This window comes from Oribacterium sp. oral taxon 078 str. F0263, from assembly GCF_000469565.1.
Classification (GTDB): domain Bacteria; phylum Bacillota; class Clostridia; order Lachnospirales; family Lachnospiraceae; genus Oribacterium.
The window spans coordinates 22,526-40,467 of record NZ_KI273077.1; the positions used below are offsets into that span (position 1 = coordinate 22,526).

The following is a 17,942-nucleotide window of genomic DNA, read 5'->3' on the forward strand; positions in this document are numbered from 1 at the left end:
ACTAGTATAGCAAAAATATATTGCCCGGGGAATCGAATCCGCGATATGCTCTTCAAAGAACAAAGTGACGGAAGGGCGCAGCACGCTGCGGCATCCGGAAGGGAAGCGGGGGGAGCCGGGACCTGCTGCCGGGCCATAAAGAGTGCAGCGTCCGATCAATGCTTTCAGGAGGAAAAATGGAATACAGGATTGCTGTGATAGAGGGAGACGGGATCGGTCCGGAAATCGTCCGGGAGGCAAGGAAGGTACTTCTCAGGATCGCCGCGCTTTACGGACATCATTTTGAGTTCCGGGAGCTCCTCATGGGCGGCTCTTCGATCGATCGCTTTGGAGAGCCGCTGACGGAGGAGAGCCTCGAGAAATGCAGAGCTTCGGACGCGGTGCTGATGGGATCGATCGGAGGAAAGGTCGGCGTCTCGCCCTGGTATCTTCTCCCGCCGGAAAAAAGACCGGAGGCCGGTCTTTTGAAGCTTCGGAAGGGGCTCGGGCTCTTTTGCAATCTCCGGCCGGCGAAGCTCTACCCGGAGCTTCGGAATGCCTGCCCGCTTCGGGAGTCCGTCATCGGGGACGGCTTTGACCTTATGATGGTGCGGGAACTCACCGGAGGGCTCTATTTCGGCGAAAGGAGCACAGTGAGGGAGGAGGGAGAGCTCGTCGCGAGGGACGAGCTTTGCTACCGGGAATCCGAGATCCGGAGGGTCGCGCGGAAGGCCTTTTCGATCGCCGGAGGGCGGAGAGGGAGGCTTTGCTCCGTGGACAAGGCGAATGTTCTGGACAGCTCGAGGCTTTGGAGAAGGATCGTGGAGGAGGAAGGGAAGGCTTATCCGGAGGTGGAGCTGAGCCATGCCCTCGTGGATTCCACCGCGATGCTTCTCGTGCGGAAGCCGGGCAGCTTCGATGTGATCCTGACAGAAAACATGTTCGGAGATATTCTCTCCGATGAGATGGCGGAGATCGCGGGCTCCCTCGGGATGCTTCCCTCCGCCTCCCTCCGGGAGGACCGCTTCGGTCTCTACGAGCCAAGCGGAGGCTCTGCGCCGGATATCGCGGGACAAAATATCGCGAACCCCCTGGCTGCGATACTCTCCGCCGCGATGCTCCTCCGCTATTCCCTGGAGCTTCCAAAGGAGGCAGAGGACGTGGAGACAGCCGTGGAGAAGGTCCTTCGGGACGGCTGCCGGACAAAGGACATCCTGGAGGAAAAGAAAGGGCTCAAGCTTCTCTCAACGAGAGAAATGGGAGAGGAGGTCGCAGCAAAGCTCCGCGGCCCGCTCCGCTGAACGGCCTCTCCCATGCTCTGCCGCTCTGTATGCGGAATACTCCCATCTTTTCCACGGGATAAAAAATCGAAGGGAGCAGCGAAAAAGACAGTGCCTTGATTTATGCCCCTGATTTACTTATACTGTAAAAGTCCCGTCCAATGCCCATCTGGATGCTGTGCCTGCACAGGCAGACAGCCTGAGCACGGATCAAAAAAGCTTTGGGACTGGAAGCGCCGCAGTTTTGAAGTTCATATGCTGTGGACAGATCAGCTATGGAATGCGAATATAAAAATTATAGATTCGGCCCGCCTTTTCGGCGGTGCCTTTTTCGGCATAAGGAGAGAGCATGAATGAAAACGATCTGAGAGACGGAGGACGTCTGCCCGGTCCGGGGCAGTCCTTTCTGATTTTGATCATCGCCGCGGTGCTGACCTTCTTCATCTACTCGATGGTGCAGCATTTCTTTTCGGTGCCGGATCCGCAGGAGAAGAGCTACAGCGAGTTCCTCACGATGGTGGAAAAGGATCAGATCCAGAAGGTAGAGTGGGGGGACAGCCAGATCGCCGTCTATCCGAAGGAGGGCGTGGGGGAGATCAGTGCAGCCGGGGAGAAGGATAGCTCCGAAGCCTCCCGCGGAAAGGGGAGCGGGACATATTTCGTCGTGCCGATCAATGCCGATGCGGGGCAGCTTGTGCAAAGACTCTATCAGCATCAGGTGGAGATCTATCGGAAGAAGCCGGACAATTCGAGCCTCATCATGCAGACCATGATCGGTCTTGTGATTCCCCTTATCCTCTTCTTTATCGCGATGAATTTTATGATGCGCAGGATGGGGGGCGGATCCGGCGGGGTCATGGGCGTCGGGAAGTCCACGGCGAAGATGTATATGCAGAGGGAGACCGGCGTGAGCTTTAAGGATGTCGCCGGGGAGGATGAGGCGAAGGAGAGCCTCGTGGAGATCGTGGATTTTCTGCATAATCCCGAAAAGTATGTGGATATCGGGGCGAAGCTTCCCAAGGGGGCGCTTCTCGTGGGACCGCCGGGGACGGGGAAGACCCTCCTCGCAAAGGCCGTGGCGGGGGAGGCGCAGGTTCCCTTTTACTCGCTCTCCGGCTCGGATTTTGTGGAGATGTTTGTCGGCGTTGGCGCAAGCCGGGTGAGGGATCTCTTCCGGCAGGCGGCGCAGAATGCCCCCTGTATCGTCTTCATCGATGAGATCGACGCCATCGGAAAGACGAGGGACAGCCGCTACGGCGGAAATGATGAGAGGGAGCAGACCTTGAACCAGCTCCTCTCGGAGATGGACGGCTTCGATGCGGGGAAGGGCATCATGGTGATGGGAGCAACGAACCGCCCGGAGATCTTGGATCCGGCGCTGCTTCGCCCCGGGAGATTCGACCGAAGAGTGATCGTGGAGAAGCCGGACTTAAAGGGGAGGGTCAATATCCTGAAGGTCCATGCGAAGGGCATCCAGCTCGATTCCACGGTGGATTTCGATGAGATCGCACTCGCGACGAGCGGAGCGGTCGGGGCGGATCTCGCGAATATGATGAATGAAGCCGCAATCACGGCTGTGAAGAAGGGAAGGCGGAAGGTCTCCCAGGAGGATCTTTTCGAGTCGGTCGAGGTCGTACTGGTCGGAAAGGAGAAGAAGGACCGTATTCTCTCAAAGGAGGAGCGGAGGATTGTGTCCTACCATGAGGTGGGTCACGCTTTGGTTGCGGCGATTCAGAAGCACTCCGAGCCGGTGCAGAAGATCACGATCGTCCCGAGGACCATGGGGGCGCTCGGCTATGTGATGCAGGTGCCGGAGGAGGAGAAGTATCTCAACACGAAGGCGGAGCTCCACGATATGATGGTCGGTTTTCTGGCCGGGAGAGCGGCGGAGGAGCTGGTCTTTGAGACTGTGACCACCGGGGCCGCCAATGATATCGAGAATGCGACGAAGATCGCGAGATCAATGGTGACGCAGTACGGGATGTCGGACAAGTTCGGCCTCATGGGACTTGCGACACAGGAGAGCATGTATCTGAGCGGAAAGAGCGTGATGAACTGCGGGGATTACACCGCGACCGAGGTGGACCGGGAGGTCGCCCTCATCTTAAAACAGTGTTACGGGGAGGCGAGGAGGATTCTGAGCGAGAACCGCTATGCGCTGGACCGGATCGCGGAATTTCTGATCGAGCAGGAGACTATAACCGGAAAGGAATTCATGAGGATTCTGGAGGAGGTCCGGAGCGAGCAGGGAAATGCGGGATCATCCGGCGTCTCCGGAGAGAACGGGGGAGCCGCGGGATCGGAGACAGCGGGCACAGAGGAGGGAGAGAAGGGAAGCGAGGGCGCGGAGACGGAGGACCCGGAGCGGAAGCGGAGCTTCGAGGAGGCGAGAGCCGCCTATACGGACTACGGGAGATAGCTCACATACTCCATCACATCGGAGACCCCGCAGCCGAAAATCTTGCATATCTCATGGATGGTCTCCGTGGAGACCGGCAGGTTTTTCCGGAGCCTGTGAAGCTGGCTCGCGGAGATTTTGTGATGGTGGATCAGATGATACTGCGTGACTTTAGTGGCGGAGAGCAGCCGCCAGAAGGGGGAGTAGCTGATCATGATTTCTCCTTTTTTGGGAAAGAGGCTTCGAAGCCGGAATTATAAAACGAATCGAAATTATAATAAGAAAAAGGGATGCCTGCATGGTAAGGGATGCCTGCACGCTTTGGGAGAAGGAAGTCTCCCTCCCTTTCATAATAGCAGGAAATGCGGGACTTTGGCGAAGATCTTCATCGGGGCATTGAACATATTTTCTGTGCTGGCTTTGGTGATCTTTCTGAAAAAATGTTCGGACCGGGAAAGAAATCAGCTTCGCCTGGAGAGCTATTGCTTTCGCTCCGGAAAGATCAAGAGGGCGCACCGCTTTCTTTTTTTGACGGATGTCCATGAGAAGGAATTCGGGGAGAAGAATGAGGAGCTGCTCCGAAGGATCCGCGCGCTCCGCCCCGACTTCATCCTGCTCGGCGGAGATCTCGTGGTCTGCCATAAAAGGAGGAGCGAGCGGGATAGGGTGCGAAAATCGGTTCGCCTCCTCCGCGCCCTGGGGAGAGAGTTTCCGGTTTATCTCGCTCTCGGGAATCACGAGGAGCGCCTCTTTGAGAAGGCCGGCTGGAGGGGGCGGTATTTTCGCGCAGAGTACCCGAGGAGGGAGCATGCAAAGAGCCGGGAAAATGCGGCCCGCCTCGAGCGGGGGATCGGGGCCGTCCGCCTTTTGGATAAGGAGACCGTTCTTCCGAAGGGCGAGCTCTCGGATCTCAGCCTGAGCGGGGTGAGCCTCCCGATGGAATATTACCGGCCGCTGCCCTTTCGGAAAAAGGAGCCGCTTTCGCCCGCGGAGCTTCGCCGCGCCGCGGGCTTTCCGGAGGATGGGGCGAAGGGGCGCTACCATATCTTTCTCCTTCACACGCCGCTCTACGATGAGGAGGCGGTCCGAAGCGGGGCGGATCTCGTACTTTCCGGGCATCTGCACGGCGGGATGATCCGGCTTCCCCTGATCGGGGGAGTGATGACCCCGCAGTACCGCCTTTTTGTGAAAAAGGTGTCGGGACTCTTTCCCCTTCGCGGGGGAAACCTTGTCATAAGCCGGGGAATCGGGACGCATACCGTCAATATCCGTCTGAACAATCCGCCGGAGCTCAGCCTCATCACGCTGCTGCCGGAGAGGGAGGAAGAGAGAGGGAATGGAGAGACTGCGCTATAAGCTGGATGTCTTCGAGGGTCCGCTGGATCTTCTCCTGCAGCTCATCGAAAAAAATAAGATCGATATCTATGATATTCCGATCGCGGAGATCACGGAGCAATACCTGGATTATGTAAACCGGCTCGAGGAGGAGGATCTGGACATCGTCTCGGACTTTCTCGTGATGGCCGCGACGCTGCTCGAAATCAAATCCAGAATGCTGCTCCCCCGGGAGCTCGACGAAGAGGGAGAGGAGATCGATCCCCGGGCGGAGCTTGTGGAACGCCTCCTCGAATACAAGAAGTACAAGTATATCAGCCGGATCCTCCGGGAGAAGGAGGAGGACGCGGACAGAGTTTTCTACGGGAGCGGGGCGATGCCGGAGGAGGTCCTCCGCTACACGCCTCCTCTGGATCTCACGGAGCTTCTCAAGGGGCTCAGTCTGGAAAAGCTTTGGGAGGCCCTTGAGGATCTTTTCCGGAGGAGAGAGGATGCGGTGGACCGGGTCCGCTCGAAGTTCGGCGTGATCCGGAGGGAGAGAGTGAGCCTCTCCGGCAGGATCCGGGATGTCCTGTCCTATGCGAGGCGCCATGGGCGCTTCTCCTTCCGGCACATGATCCGGAAAAAGGAGGACCGCATGGACATCGTGGTCAGCTTTCTCGCGGTTCTCGAGCTTATGAAGATGGGGAAAATCACATTGATGCAGGATGCGCCCTTCTCCGATATGGATATCCAGGTAGTGGGCGGAGAGGAGGGAGAGGGGGAGCCCGATCTCACAGAGGTGGAGGAATTTGACGGATGAGCTTGAATCCGGTACAGGAAAGGCTTGTGGGAGAAATCGACGAGGAATACAAGGAGGAGCTTCGCGAGGAGGAGAAAATCGTGGAGGCTCTGCTTTTTGCGATGGGCCGGGCCGTCAGCAGGGAGGAGATCGCGACGGCGCTTGGGACGGGGCCTGAGGCCGCAGAGGAGGCCGCGGAGAGGCTCTACCGGAGCTACCGGGAGCGAAACGGAGGCATCCTGATCCGAAGACTCGAGGAGAGCTATCAGATGTACACGAATCCCGCGCAGTTTGAGGCGCTGATCCGGGTTGCGAAGCATCCGAAAAAGCCGGTGATGACGGATGTCGTCATGGAGACACTCGCGATCGTCGCCTACCGGCAACCTGTCACAAAGGCGGAGATCGAGAAGATACGCGGCGTGAAATCGGATCATGCGGTGAATCGTCTCGTCGAGTACGGACTGATCTATGAGGAGGGAAGGCTCAATGCGCCGGGCCGCCCCGCCCTCTTTGCGACGACGGAGGAGTTCCTCCGCCGCTTTGGTGCAGAGAGCATAAAGGATCTCCCGGCGCTCAGCGAGGAGATCGAGGCTTCCATCGAGACCGAGGTCAAGGAAGAGCTTGCGGACGCCCTCGGCCTCAGCGGCGAGGAGGAAGAGGCGGCCTCCGGGGACGCCCTTCCGCCGTCCTCCTCCGAAGGAGAGACTGCGGCATCTCCACGTCTTTCTGAAGAAGAGGCCCCGGCAGATCCGCTCTCCTCCGAAGAGGAAGAGAAGGAAGAAGAGACTGCTGGGGAGGCTCTTCCGCCGTCTCCCTCTGAAGAAGAAAAAGAAGAAGAGACCGCGGCGCCTTCGATCCTTTCCGAAGAAGGAACTCCGGCGCCCCCGCATATTTCCGAAGAAGAGGCTCCGGCAGCTCCGCTCTCCTTCGAAGAGGAAGAGAAGGAAGAAGCGGCCGCCGAGGAGGCCCTTCCGCTGTCTCCCTCCGAATGGGAGGAGGAAATCGTTCTCTCTGCCCTGCAGGAAGAGGAGAATGAAGCGGCTGCTTCGACTGCTTTCGAGGAAAAAGAGGAGGCTCCCACGCCGCCCTTATTCCAAAAAGAGGAAATTCCTCCGAAGGCTCCTTCCGAGGGAAGGGATGAGGCAAAGGAGGAAGCGAATGCACCGCACCCGGAAAGCGGGGCAGGAGCCGGAGAAGAGCCCGGGCCGGTGTAAAATGGCGGCGAGGCAAAGGATCCGACTCCTGCCGAAGCATCAGCGGAGGATGGAGGAGCCCCGGCGGGGCAGCGAAGCGAGGGACGAAGGGAGAACGGAAAAAATGGAAGAAAAGCTCAAGGTCCGCTACCACTCGAAGGAGATCGAGAAGCTGACTTATATAGAAGGAAAGGGAGACTGGATTGATCTTCGCTCCGCGGAGGAGCGGAAGATCAAAAAGGGAGAGTTCTGCCGGATCAGTCTCGGAATTTCCGTGGAGCTTCCCCAGGGCTATGAGATGCTGGTCGCGCCCCGGAGCTCCACCTTTCAGAACTTCGGCCTGATTCAGCCCAATTCTCCCGGCGTGGTGGATGAGAGCTACTGCGGAGACAATGATATCCTGATGATGCCGGTCTATGCGCTCCGTGACACAGAGATTCATATCAATGACAGGATCTGTCAGTTCCGCATCCTAAGGCATCAGCCGAGACTCTGCTTTGAAGAGGTGGAAAGTCTGGAAAATGAGGACCGGGGCGGCTTCGGTGCGACGGGCATCCGCTGATAGGCCGCGCTCTGTCTTTTGGAAAACGCGGATATGCCCCGCCCATGCTTTACCGAAGAAGTGGCGGCAGGGCATCGGAGGGAGAATCGCCCCGAAAAGGAGGAACCCGTGAAGAAAAGAAAAGATTTGTCGGGAAAGGGAAAAGCGGCGGCGCTTTTACTTCTGTTTTTCGCCCTGACGCTCTCCTCCTGCGCAAACCGGGAGGCGGAGGAGCTCCGGCTCTCCGGCATAGAGCTCGTGGAAAAGGGAAAATATGAAGAGGCGGTGAAGAAGCTGGATGAGGCCCTCGATAAAAGCCACGGCAGGGTCTCCAGGCTTCAGTTCGACATTCTCACCTACCGCGCGGAATCGGAATACATGCTCGGAGATCTCGATGCGGCATCGCACACACTGGAGATCCTGGAAAAGGTGGATAAGAAACGGGAGGTCTATCAGAAGCTGAAGGAGAGAGTGAACGCGAAGCTCCTCCTTCGGCAGGCATCCCGGAGTCTCGATGAGGGAAAGCTCGAGGAGGCGAGGAGCTTTTTGGATCAGGCGAGAGCCGCGGGACTGTCCGCGGACCGGGACCTCGTCTTTGACGAAGCCGTTTACCTGGAGCGCTCCGCGAGATGGGAGGAGGCTTACCGCGCCTTCACGGACTATACAAACCGCTGGAACGGAGACAAGGATGCGGAGCGCGAGCTCGCCTTCCTGAAAACCCGTGTCGAAGCACTCAGCCAAAACACCCTCCTCACTGACCAGCCGTTGCAAAGACAATGAACAAAAGCAGCTCCTGATGCGGATATTCTTGCTTGCAAGACAAAAGAGATCAGTATATGATGATTACAGTGTCTAAAGTCCGGGGCCGCGCCGTGCGAGCACGGGCGCGGGAGGAGGACTTTAAGACACGCCCGGACAGGAGCAGGAAGTGGGGGGAAGCCCCACGGGAATGCGACTGTCAGGGCGCATGACGGGAGGCGCGAAGCGCCTTTAAAGATCAGATCAGTGAGGGCGGCAGGAGCAGGATAAGGGAAGCAGAGGAGGCGGGATGAAAGCTTACGAAAAGATGAGCGTGGAAGAGCTTGAGCAGCTGATCCGCGAACTGAAAAAGGAATACGAAAGATATCAGGCGATGGAGATGAGCCTCGACATGAGCCGCGGAAAGCCCTGCAAGGAGCAGCTCGACCTCTCTATGGGACTTATGGACGCGCTGAACAGCGATGCGGACATGTTCTGTGAGGACGGGACGGACTGCAGAAATTACGGAGTGCTGAACGGGATCGCAGAGGCCAAGGTCCTGATTTCCGATATGATGGAGAACAATCCGGACAACATCATCATCTACGGAAACTCCTCTCTGAATGTGATGTATGACTCCATTTCCCGTTCCATGACCCACGGTGTGATGGGGAATGTCCCCTGGTGCCGGTTGGATAAGGTGAAGTGGCTCTGCCCGGTCCCGGGCTATGACAGGCACTTCAGCATCACGGAGTACTTCGGAATCGAGATGATTCCGGTCCCGATGACGCCGAGCGGCCCGGATATGGCTCTTGTCGAGAGACTGGTCAGAGAGGATGAGAGCATCAAGGGGATTTGGTGTGTGCCGAAGTATTCCAACCCCCAGGGCTACAGCTACAGCGACGAGACGGTCCGGAGGTTCGCGAGGCTGCAGCCCGCGGCAAAGGATTTCCGGATTTACTGGGACAATGCCTACGGCGTGCATCACCTCTATGACAAGGAGCAGGATTACCTGATCGAGATTCTCGCGGAGTGCAAGAGGGCGGGGAATCCGGACCTCGTCTATAAGTTCTCCTCCACCTCGAAGATTACCTTCCCGGGCTCCGGTATCGCCGCGATCGCCGCGAGCTCCAACAATCTGGAGGATATTCAGAGACAGCTCCGCTATCAGACGATCGGCCATGATAAGGTGAATCAGCTCCGTCACGTGCGCTTCTTCGAGGATATTCATAATATGATCGAGCATATGAGGAAGCACGCGGATATCCTGCGCCCCAAGTTCGAGACTGTGGAGACGATACTGGAGAAAAACCTGGGAGGCCTCGGCATCGGGAGCTGGACCAAGCCGAAGGGGGGCTACTTTATCAGCTTTGACACCATGGACGGCTGCGCGAAGGAGGTGGCCGCGAAGTGCAAGAAGGCCGGCGTGAAGCTGACTCCTGCCGGTGCGACCTATCCCTATGGGAAGGACCCGCGGGATTCCAATATCCGCATCGCCCCGACCTATCCTCCGATCGAGGATCTCCGCACGGCGTCGCAGCTCTTCTGTCTCTGCGTGAAGCTTGTGAGCGCACAGCATCTTCTGAAGGAGAAGAGCAAGGGAAAGGGCGCGGAGCCCAAGGCCTGATAAGCGGGGGAGGATCACTGCCCTCCGGGCGCGGGGAAGCGGCCGGGGGGATGTTTTTGCAGGGCGCGGAGACTTGCCATGAAGGATAAGATCAATAAACTGGCCAGGGGCATAGTGGATCTCAGTGCTCCGAGCCTCTATGTCGCGGAGTCCTCTCTGGAGGGAGAGCTGGAGCCGGGGGAGAATGAGAGGTTTCGCTTGAACATTTCCTCCCGGAACGGGGTCAGCATGAAGGGGCTGGTCTACTCCGATCATATTTTTGTAAAGGTGGAGAGAGCGGCCTTCGGGGGGATCCGCAGCAGTGTTCCCCTCCTCGTCGAGGGGGGAGATCTCTCCGCCGGGGAGGAGTTAAAGGGGAAGCTCTCCGTGATAAGCAACGGGGGGGAGCTTCAGATCCCCTATTGCTTTCGCGCGAGGCTTTCTCCGGAGCTTCGGGAGATCCGGAGGCTTCGGCGCACAGAGGATTTCCTCCGCTTATATGAGGAGGATCCAAAGCTCGCCCTGCAGCTTTTTCGGAGAAAGGATTTCCGGGAGGCTCCTTTTCTGGAGGATTCGCGCGCAAGGCTTTATTTTCGCGCCTTTTCCGGAAACGCCGGAAATGCCGGGAAGCGGGAGCTGCAGGAGTTTTCCGCCGCGCTGAGAAGGCAGAGCCGGGGAGCGGAAACAGAGCGGAGAGAGAGGGGAGCAGAGACCGGGACAGCTCCCTTCGGAGAGAGAAGCTTTTATCTGAGCGAGGAGGAGCTCAAGGACCCAAGGAGAGTCGAGGAGATGGCCCGCCGCCTGATCGAAGCGGATATCGCGGACCCGGAGGCCTTCCTCATTTATCAAAGAGCGATAGAGAGCGGCTCCCGCCTCACAAGGCTCTACGAGTACTGCATCTATGCCCTGCCGGACAGCGGGATTAGGCTTCCGAGGGAGCTCTACCTCTACTTCGCCTATGAGAGCCGCCTCGAGGAGAGGATGAAGCTTCCCCTTTACAGCAATGTCCTTCGGAACTTCCAGGAGGACTCCGATATTTATCAGAGCTTTGAGCGGGAGATCCAGCGCTTTGCCATCGACAAGCTTCTCGCCGGGAAGATCGATGAGCGCCTCTCCCTGATCTATGAGCGGATGATCTATCCGGACATGGTGGACCGCAGGATCGCGAGGGTTCTGCCGCAGCTGCTCTACACCTGTGAGGTCTTTGTGGAGGACCCCAGGATGAAGAAGCTCATCCTGCTGCAGCCGGAGCTTCGCCGGGAGGAGAGCTTCCCGATCCGGGACGGACGGGTCTTTTTCCCGCAGTATTTCCCGGAGGCCGTCATCCTCTTTCAGGATGAGGAGGGGAGGCGCTACGGGGGAGTTCCCTATGAAAAGCGGCGTCTTCTGCATAAGCCGGAGCTGGAGAAGCGCTGCATGGAGCTTGTCCCGGAGCAGGTCTTTTTCCGACTTCTCCGGGCGGAGCAGGTGCTCCGAAGCGGGATCCGGAGCACCGCGGAGCTCGCCTTCCTGGAAAAGGAATCGGAGAGTCCTCTGATCTCCTCGGACTTTCGCCATGCGATCCTGGTATCCGTCCTCCGCTGCCACAGCAAGCTCACGGAGCGGGAGGCGGCCTCCCTTACGAAGAGGGATCTGGATTATCTGAAGGGGATCGCAAAGGAGGGGAAGAGCCTCGGGGAGAGGACGCTTCTTTTTTCTGATCTTCTGAAGCGGGGGGAGTATGAGAGCGCTTCGGAGCTCCTTCTGTCCCACAGAATCGGATGGGACAGGCTCCTCATCTCTGATTTCTTTCACGGGAGCATGGAGAGGGAGAGCCATGAGGAGCTCTTTTTGCTGGAGGGGAAGAAACTCTTTGACAGCGGAGCCGGGGATTTCACTCTCCTTCAGTTCCTGCTGGAGCATTACAATGGTCTTTCCGACGAGATGGATCGAATTCTTAGAAGGGCGCTGGAGAAGGAAAGAGGAGAGGACGCGAGAGAGACAGGCGGCTTCCGGGAGGCGGAGCGGAGCATGGCAGAGCGCCTGCTCGCCCAGCTCCTTTTTACGGAGCGCAGGGAGAAGCTGGATGAGGTCTACGACATCTATGCCTCCCTCGGGGGCGGGGAGCTCCTTAAGAGAGCGTGGCTCAGTCAGAGGGCTGCGGACTATTTTCTGCTCGGAAGGTCTGTCCCCGAGCGCATCTTTCAGCTTTTGGGAGAGGAGATCGACAGCGAGAGCAGGATAGAAAAGATCCCGCTTCTCTACCTCCTCTCTCTGAGCCTTCATTACTCGGAGAAGAAGTCTCTCACGGAGAAGGAGAGGGAGCTTTTGTCCGGGATTCTGAGGGAGCTCAGGAGGAAAAACATCTTTTTTCGCTATATGGAGAAGTTTCGCGATTCGCCGCTGCTCCCGGAGCTTCCGGCAGGGCGGAACTTTCTGGAGTATCGGGGGGAGAGAGAGGGAAAGCCGAGGCTCTTCGTGCGGATTCTCCCGGGGGAGAAGAACTTCCACGAGGAGGAATTTCAGCGGGCCTTTCAGAATATCTATACCGCCGCTCTGCCCCTTTTTGCGGGGGAGGAGGCGGAGTATCGGATCTATGAGGGGAACGGAGCGGAGCCGGTAAAGAGCGGAAGCATACGTCCGGAGAGGACGGCCGGCTGGGCGGAAAACGGTCTCTTCGGCCTGCTGGATCGGATGGGGCGCCTCTATGAAGAGGGAAGAGGAGAGGAGCTCAGGGACACCATGCTTCTCTATCTGGAGAAGGAAGCCATGATCGAGACACTCTTTTCCGATTGAGGAAGATCAGGCATCGCTGACAGGCATTCGCGTTTCGGCCCCCCGAGCTATGGAATAGGATATGAAATGATACGAAATGGGAAGACGAAACGGGCAGAAGAGGCGGAGAAGGACAGCGGGAGGATGCGGGAGATGGTAATGGAAGAGACGGAGAGACGGATCGGCCTGTCCCTTGGGGAGAGGCGCACGGCTCTTTGTACGGATGGGGGGAGGAAGCAGCTTTCCTTCCCCACTGTGCTCTGCCGATCAAAGCGGGGAGAGGAATGGAGGATCGGGGAGGCTGCTCTGGAGATGGGCCGGGAAGGCTCCGGCTTCCTGCTGGAGCAGCTTTTTTCCCTTTACCGAAAGGGAGAGAGCGCGTCGCTCGGGGATCGGAAATACAGCGCAGAGGAGCTCATGGAGACCTTTCTCCGACTCGTCCTGGAGGAAGCCGGCGGAGGGGAGAAAAGAGACGGGAAAGAGGAGGAGAAGGAGAAAGAGCAGGAGGAGAGCGGAGAACAGGAGCAGGGCCCGGAGGCCCTGATCGAGGAGATCGAGGATGTGGTTTCGGAGCCGGAGGATCCTCCCGTTTCCGAAGAGGCGGAGGCAGAAGCGGAGGAGGAGTCCGGCGGAGAGGCTTTTCCGGATTTTCTGCCCGGCAGATCGATCCTCGTCGTCTCGCTCCGCTTTATGGACCAGGCGCTCATGGAGCGGCTCCGCGCTCTCCTTTCCGCCATGCTCGGGGAGAGCTTTGAGCTATGCATCCTCACGCACACAGAGAGCTTCATCCACTATATGCTGAGGCAGGAAAAGCTCCTCTACAACCGAAAGGTCGGGATGTTTGAGCTCGAGGACCGAAGCCTCTCTTACTATGAGCTCCGCGTCACACAGGGGGCGAAGAAGTGCGCCTTCGCGTTTTCCGAGCCGCAGGATGAGTCCATCTCGCTGGAGGCTTTGGAGACGGAGTCCGGGCAGAAGACGGGGGACAGGATCCTGCGAAGGCTCGCGGAGAGAAAGCTGCAAAAGGGAAACTACGGTCTTGTGATGCTCTGCGGAAAGGGCTTCGAGAATACGGACTTTGCGAGAAACTTCATGTCCTATCTCCTGAAGGGAAGGAAGGTGTGCACGGAGCAGCAGCTCATTGCCTTGGGAGCGCTCTACTACAGCGAGGTGCTCGCCGCGGAGAGGACGGAGGACTGCAGACTTCTCTGTGACAGCAGGGTCTGCTGCGATATTTCCCTCCGGGTCAGCGTGAGGGAACGGGACAAGAGCCTGATTCTGGCCTCTGCCGGGGAGCCCTGGATGGGGCTTTCCACCGAGCACGAGCTGATTCTGGACGGCCAGAACTATATTGACTTTCGCTTGAGTCCCGCGAGCTCGATGGGGAGTGCCTCCCAGCTTCGCATGCATCTGAACGGCTTCCCGGAGAGGAAGGACCGGAGCGTGCGGATCGTCCTTAAGACGAGCTTTCCGGATGGGGAGCATTTCCGGGTCGAGGTGAGGGACGATGGCTTCGGAGAGATCTACCCCTCCAGCGGAGCGGTTCTGACGGAGGAGCTGGATCTTAGAAAAACGGCGGGAGGAGCGTAATGGGACTGATCCTTTGCACGAAGAAGGCGGAGCATCCCTTCTACTATGAGACTCTGGATAAAAATCTCTGGAGCATGCAGGAGCTCTGCTATGTGCTTTTGCATTATCCAGTCCTCCTGCCGGAGAGCATCGTGGATGAGAAGCTCTGCCAATGGCTCCAGGAGGAGCTCGGCTTTTCCTATCTCGCGGAGAAGCTGAAGAGCTATATCGGGCAGGAGGAGAAGCGGAATCTCGCCCTGCTCCGCATTCTGCGGGAGGGGAATTACTGCGCGGAGTGGGAGCTGAGGGAATACGAGCAGAGGCTCGCCGCGATCCGGGTCCTCTCCCCCGCGGAATTTTCGGAGAAGCAGGGGGATGCGTATCTTTCCCTCAAGCGTTACCGGAAGGCCGCGGAGGCCTATCAGAAGGCGGAGTCGGAGGAGCACAGCCCGACGAGGAAGAGAAAGCTGGCGGACAGCTATGTGGCACTCACCCGCTTCCATCAGGCCGGTGAGATCTATGAGGAGCTCTATCAGAGTGAGAAGATGAAGGAGGCTCTGAAGCGGCTCTATTTTCTCGGGCGGCTGGAGCCCTCGGAGAACCGGGGGAGAAGATATGCGAAGGACTTCCGGGAGGCGGGGAAGGAGGCCTGGGACCGACAATATGCCGCGGCGAGAAAGAATGCGGAAAATACAGAGAAAATCAAACGGCTCCGTGCGCTCTATGAGAAGGATCCGAAGGACTTCTGCCGCCTGGCGGGGGAGGAGATCGGAAGATGGAAGGCGGAGTACCGGAGCAGAAATTGAGCGCGCTGCCATTATGCCCGGGCACGGAATCGGAGCGCCTGAGTGCCTGGGCCAGCGCCAGAGCGTGTAAAATTTATAGCTATACGTCATGCCTGAGAACAGACGAGAGAAGCAGCAGGGAGTAAGGCTTTAGCGTCGCCGGAAAGCGGCACAGGATTTTCAGTGGATACAAGTTGAGGGAGAAGACGAATGAAAGAACTGGCAAAAACCTATTGCCCGGAGGAAGTGGAGGAGCGCATCTATGAGATGTGGCTTAAGGGGGGATATTTCCACGCGGAGGTCAATCCGAAGAAGAAGCCCTATACGATTATGATGCCGCCGCCCAATATCACCGGGCAGCTCCACATGGGGCACGCTTTGGACAATACGCTCCAGGACAGTCTGATCCGCTGGAAGAGGATGGAGGGCTATGAAGCCCTCTGGCAGCCCGGCTGCGATCACGCCGCGATCGCGACGGAGGTCAGGGTCACGAATGAGCTGAAGGCGCGGGGGATCGACAAGCATGCACTCGGCAGAGAGGGCTTTCTAAAGGAGGCCTGGAGCTGGAAGGAGGAGTACGAGAAGCGGATCGTGAATCAGCTTCACAAGATCGGATCCTCCGCGGACTGGGACAGACTTCGCTTTACGATGGATGAGGGCTGCTCCCGGGCCGTGCAGACGGCCTTTCTTTCCCTCTACAGAAAGGGCTATATCTACCGCGGTTCCCGCATCGTGAATTACTGTCCGCACTGCAGGACCTCCCTCTCCGACGCCGAGGTGGTCCATGAGGAGCAGGACGGCTTCTTTTGGCATATCGACTATCCCATCGTCGGAGAAGAGGGGAGATTCGTGGAGATCGCGACGACCCGCCCGGAGACTCTGCTCGGAGACAGCGCGGTCGCGGTCAATCCGGAGGATGAGAGATATCAGGATCTTGTGGGCAAGGAGCTGATCCTTCCGCTCACGGGGCGGAGGATCCCGGTGATCGCGGACAGCTATGTGGATCGGGATTTCGGGACCGGCTGTGTGAAGATCACCCCGGCCCACGACCCGAATGATTTCGAGGTCGGAAAGCGCCACGGGCTCCCGGAGATCAATATCTTAAATGACGATGCCTCGATTCATCTTCCCGGCTCGAAGTACGACGGCATGGACCGCTACGAGGCCAGGAAGCAGATCGTGGAGGATCTGAAGGCGGAGGGACTTTTGGTAAAGGTCGTGCCGCATCGGCACAATGTGGGGACCCACGACCGCTGCGGGACCACGGTGGAGCCCATGGTAAAGCCCCAGTGGTTTGTCCGGATGGAGGAGCTCGCGAAGCCCGCGATCGAGGCGCTTAAGAGCGGAGAGCTCCGCTTTATCCCGGAAAATTACGGAAAGACCTATCTCCACTGGCTGGAAAATATCCGCGACTGGTGCATTTCGAGGCAGCTTTGGTGGGGACACAGGATCCCGGCCTATTACTGCGATGACTGCGGGGAGCTGATCGTCTCCGAGGAAGCGCCGAAGTGCTGCGAAAAATGCGGCTCTACTCATTTTCATCAGGACGAGGACACACTGGACACCTGGTTTTCCAGCGCGCTCTGGCCCTTTGAGACGCTCGGCTGGCCGGAAAAGACGGCGGAGCTCTCCTATTTCTATCCGACGGATGTCCTCGTCACGGCCTATGACATCATCTTCTTCTGGGTCGTCCGCATGGTCTTCTCCGGGATCGAGCAGACCGGAAAGCTCCCCTTCCGCCATGTCCTGATCCACGGCCTGGTCCGGGACGATCAGGGTCGGAAGATGAGCAAATCCCTCGGAAACGGCATCGACCCCCTGGAGGTCATCCGAAAATACGGGGCGGATGCGCTTCGCATGACGCTTCTCAGCGGAAACGCGCCGGGAAATGATATGCGCTTTTACTGGTCGAAGGCCGAGGCGGGCAGAAACTTCATGAACAAGGTCTGGAACGCCTCCCGCTTTATCATGATGAATCTGGACGAGGAGAGTCTCTCTGACCTCCGGGGAGAGGGGGGCGGAGAGCTGGATGCCATCCTGGAGAGAAGCCGCCCGAAGGAGCTCTATGCGGCGGACCGCTGGATCCTCTCCCGCATGAATCATACTGCGCAGGAGATCGAGAGAAACCTCTCTTCCTATGATCTCGGCATCGCCCTGGATAAGATCCAGAGCTTCCTCTGGGAGGAGTTTTGCGACTGGTTCATCGAGATGGTAAAGCCGCGCCTTCACGGGGAGGACAGGGAGAGCCGGATCGCCGCGCTCTGGACGCTCTGTGAGGTGCTCATGTGCTCTCTGAAGCTTCTGCACCCCTTCTGTCCCTTCATCACGGAGGAGATTTATGACACGCTCTCCGAGCTCTTCCTCGCGGAGGGGAAGGTCCCGCTTATGAGGAGCAGATGGGTTTTCTACCGGGAGGATTTCAACTTCCCGGAGGACGAGGAGGAGATCGAGGCCGTGAAGGAGGCCGTCCGCGCGATCCGCGCCGTCCGAAACGAGATGAACGCCGCGCCCTCCCGGAAGACCAGAGTTTATCTTGTGAGCGGGGACAGCCGTGTAAGAAAAATGTTTCGGCATAGTAAGGTATTCTTCGCTACCCTTGCCTTCGCCTCCGATGTTATAATTCAGGACGACAGGAATGGAATCGCAGAGGGCTCTGTCTCCGTTGTGATCCCGAAGGCGAATATCTACATCCCGCTCGAAGAGCTTGTGGATATCAAAAAGGAGCTGGAACGACTCGGGAAGGAAGAGAAGCGTCTTCTCGGGGAGATCAGCCGCTCGGAGGGGATGCTCTCCAATGAGCGCTTTGTCCAGAAGGCGCCGGAGGAAAAGGTCAAAGAGGAGAGGAGCAAGCTGCAAAAATATCAAGAGATGCTCACGGCTCTCCGGGAGAGGCTTTCACAGCTTCGGGGGAGTGCCGCGCTCTGAATGCCGGCGGAGGACGCTTTTTCAGATTTTCCCTCTGCCGGAAGGTATGGAGGGTAAA

13 protein-coding genes are annotated in these 17,942 nt (G+C 58.1%); 12 read left to right on the forward strand and 1 reads right to left on the reverse strand.

The window, feature by feature from the left end; genetic code table 11:
• Positions 1-176 precede the first annotated feature (176 nt).
• Together leuB and ftsH are read left to right on the forward strand one after the other, a co-directional pair.
• Entirely contained in the window at positions 177-1,280 is a 1,104-nt protein-coding gene (gene leuB, locus HMPREF1986_RS00235) for a 3-isopropylmalate dehydrogenase (RefSeq protein ID WP_021772692.1), read from the forward strand.
• 328 nt (positions 1,281-1,608) lie between these two features.
• On the forward strand, positions 1,609-3,678 hold the full coding sequence (gene ftsH, locus HMPREF1986_RS00240; RefSeq protein ID WP_021772693.1) for an ATP-dependent zinc metalloprotease FtsH: 2,070 nt from the start codon (positions 1,609-1,611) through the stop codon (positions 3,676-3,678).
• Here ftsH and HMPREF1986_RS00245 read toward each other — a convergent pair.
• Positions 3,666-3,872 carry a helix-turn-helix domain-containing protein gene (locus HMPREF1986_RS00245; protein ID WP_009214503.1) on the reverse strand — a complete coding sequence of 69 codons (207 nt, stop codon included), beginning with the start codon at positions 3,870-3,872 and terminating at the stop codon, positions 3,666-3,668. The two genes, ftsH and HMPREF1986_RS00245, sit on opposite strands and share 13 nt — an antisense overlap.
• 157 nt (positions 3,873-4,029) lie before the next feature.
• Between HMPREF1986_RS00245 and HMPREF1986_RS00250 the strand changes: the two genes are divergently transcribed.
• The 10 genes from HMPREF1986_RS00250 to HMPREF1986_RS00295 all read left to right on the forward strand — a co-directional run bounded on the left by HMPREF1986_RS00250 (position 4,030) and on the right by HMPREF1986_RS00295 (position 17,884).
• Positions 4,030-5,013 carry a metallophosphoesterase gene (locus HMPREF1986_RS00250; RefSeq protein WP_242837335.1) on the forward strand — a complete coding sequence of 328 codons (984 nt, stop codon included), beginning with the start codon at positions 4,030-4,032 and terminating at the stop codon, positions 5,011-5,013.
• The gene (locus HMPREF1986_RS00255; RefSeq protein ID WP_021772695.1) at positions 4,994-5,794 is read left to right on the forward strand and encodes a segregation and condensation protein A; all 801 of its coding nucleotides are present in this window, start codon (positions 4,994-4,996) and stop codon (positions 5,792-5,794) included. The genes HMPREF1986_RS00250 and HMPREF1986_RS00255 overlap by 20 nt, the downstream gene beginning before the upstream one ends.
• The gene (scpB, locus tag HMPREF1986_RS13650) at positions 5,791-6,987 is read left to right on the forward strand and encodes an SMC-Scp complex subunit ScpB (RefSeq protein ID WP_021772696.1); all 1,197 of its coding nucleotides are present in this window, start codon (positions 5,791-5,793) and stop codon (positions 6,985-6,987) included. The genes HMPREF1986_RS00255 and scpB overlap by 4 nt, the downstream gene beginning before the upstream one ends.
• Before the next feature lie 103 nt (positions 6,988-7,090).
• Complete coding sequence (locus HMPREF1986_RS00265; protein WP_036598568.1) at positions 7,091-7,528, forward strand: dUTP diphosphatase; 438 nt, start codon at positions 7,091-7,093, stop codon at positions 7,526-7,528.
• 108 nt (positions 7,529-7,636) lie between these two features.
• A complete protein-coding gene (locus HMPREF1986_RS12420) occupies positions 7,637-8,287 on the forward strand; it encodes a hypothetical protein (protein ID WP_051273825.1) in 651 nt (216 codons plus the stop codon).
• A gap of 268 nt (positions 8,288-8,555) precedes the next feature.
• The gene (locus tag HMPREF1986_RS00275; RefSeq protein WP_021772699.1) at positions 8,556-9,872 is read left to right on the forward strand and encodes a hypothetical protein; all 1,317 of its coding nucleotides are present in this window, start codon (positions 8,556-8,558) and stop codon (positions 9,870-9,872) included.
• A gap of 78 nt (positions 9,873-9,950) precedes the next feature.
• A complete protein-coding gene (locus tag HMPREF1986_RS00280) occupies positions 9,951-12,626 on the forward strand; it encodes a DUF5717 family protein (RefSeq protein ID WP_021772700.1) in 2,676 nt (891 codons plus the stop codon).
• 66 nt (positions 12,627-12,692) lie between these two features.
• Positions 12,693-14,195: a DUF5716 family protein gene (locus HMPREF1986_RS00285; RefSeq protein WP_021772701.1), complete on the forward strand. Its 1,503-nt coding sequence runs from the start codon at positions 12,693-12,695 to the stop codon at positions 14,193-14,195.
• Positions 14,195-14,980: a hypothetical protein gene (locus HMPREF1986_RS00290; protein ID WP_021772702.1), complete on the forward strand. Its 786-nt coding sequence runs from the start codon at positions 14,195-14,197 to the stop codon at positions 14,978-14,980. The genes HMPREF1986_RS00285 and HMPREF1986_RS00290 overlap by 1 nt, the downstream gene beginning before the upstream one ends.
• 189 nt (positions 14,981-15,169) lie before the next feature.
• Complete coding sequence (locus HMPREF1986_RS00295; protein ID WP_021772704.1) at positions 15,170-17,884, forward strand: valine--tRNA ligase; 2,715 nt, start codon at positions 15,170-15,172, stop codon at positions 17,882-17,884.
• Positions 17,885-17,942: the final 58 nt, after the last annotated feature.

Coding starts and splice junctions, on each gene's coding strand:
- HMPREF1986_RS00290 (WP_021772702.1), top strand. CDS start 14,195: ATGGGACTGATCCTTTGCACGAAGAAGGCGGAGCATCCCTTCTACTAT.
- HMPREF1986_RS00285 (WP_021772701.1), top strand. CDS start 12,693: ATGATACGAAATGGGAAGACGAAACGGGCAGAAGAGGCGGAGAAGGAC.
- ftsH (WP_021772693.1), top strand. CDS start 1,609: ATGAATGAAAACGATCTGAGAGACGGAGGACGTCTGCCCGGTCCGGGG.
- HMPREF1986_RS00255 (WP_021772695.1), top strand. CDS start 4,994: ATGGAGAGACTGCGCTATAAGCTGGATGTCTTCGAGGGTCCGCTGGAT.
- HMPREF1986_RS00265 (WP_036598568.1), top strand. CDS start 7,091: ATGGAAGAAAAGCTCAAGGTCCGCTACCACTCGAAGGAGATCGAGAAG.
- HMPREF1986_RS00275 (WP_021772699.1), top strand. CDS start 8,556: ATGAAAGCTTACGAAAAGATGAGCGTGGAAGAGCTTGAGCAGCTGATC.
- scpB (WP_021772696.1), top strand. CDS start 5,791: ATGAGCTTGAATCCGGTACAGGAAAGGCTTGTGGGAGAAATCGACGAG.
- HMPREF1986_RS00280 (WP_021772700.1), top strand. CDS start 9,951: ATGAAGGATAAGATCAATAAACTGGCCAGGGGCATAGTGGATCTCAGT.
- leuB (WP_021772692.1), top strand. CDS start 177: ATGGAATACAGGATTGCTGTGATAGAGGGAGACGGGATCGGTCCGGAA.
- HMPREF1986_RS00245 (WP_009214503.1), bottom strand. CDS start 3,872: ATGATCAGCTACTCCCCCTTCTGGCGGCTGCTCTCCGCCACTAAAGTC.
- HMPREF1986_RS00295 (WP_021772704.1), top strand. CDS start 15,170: ATGAAAGAACTGGCAAAAACCTATTGCCCGGAGGAAGTGGAGGAGCGC.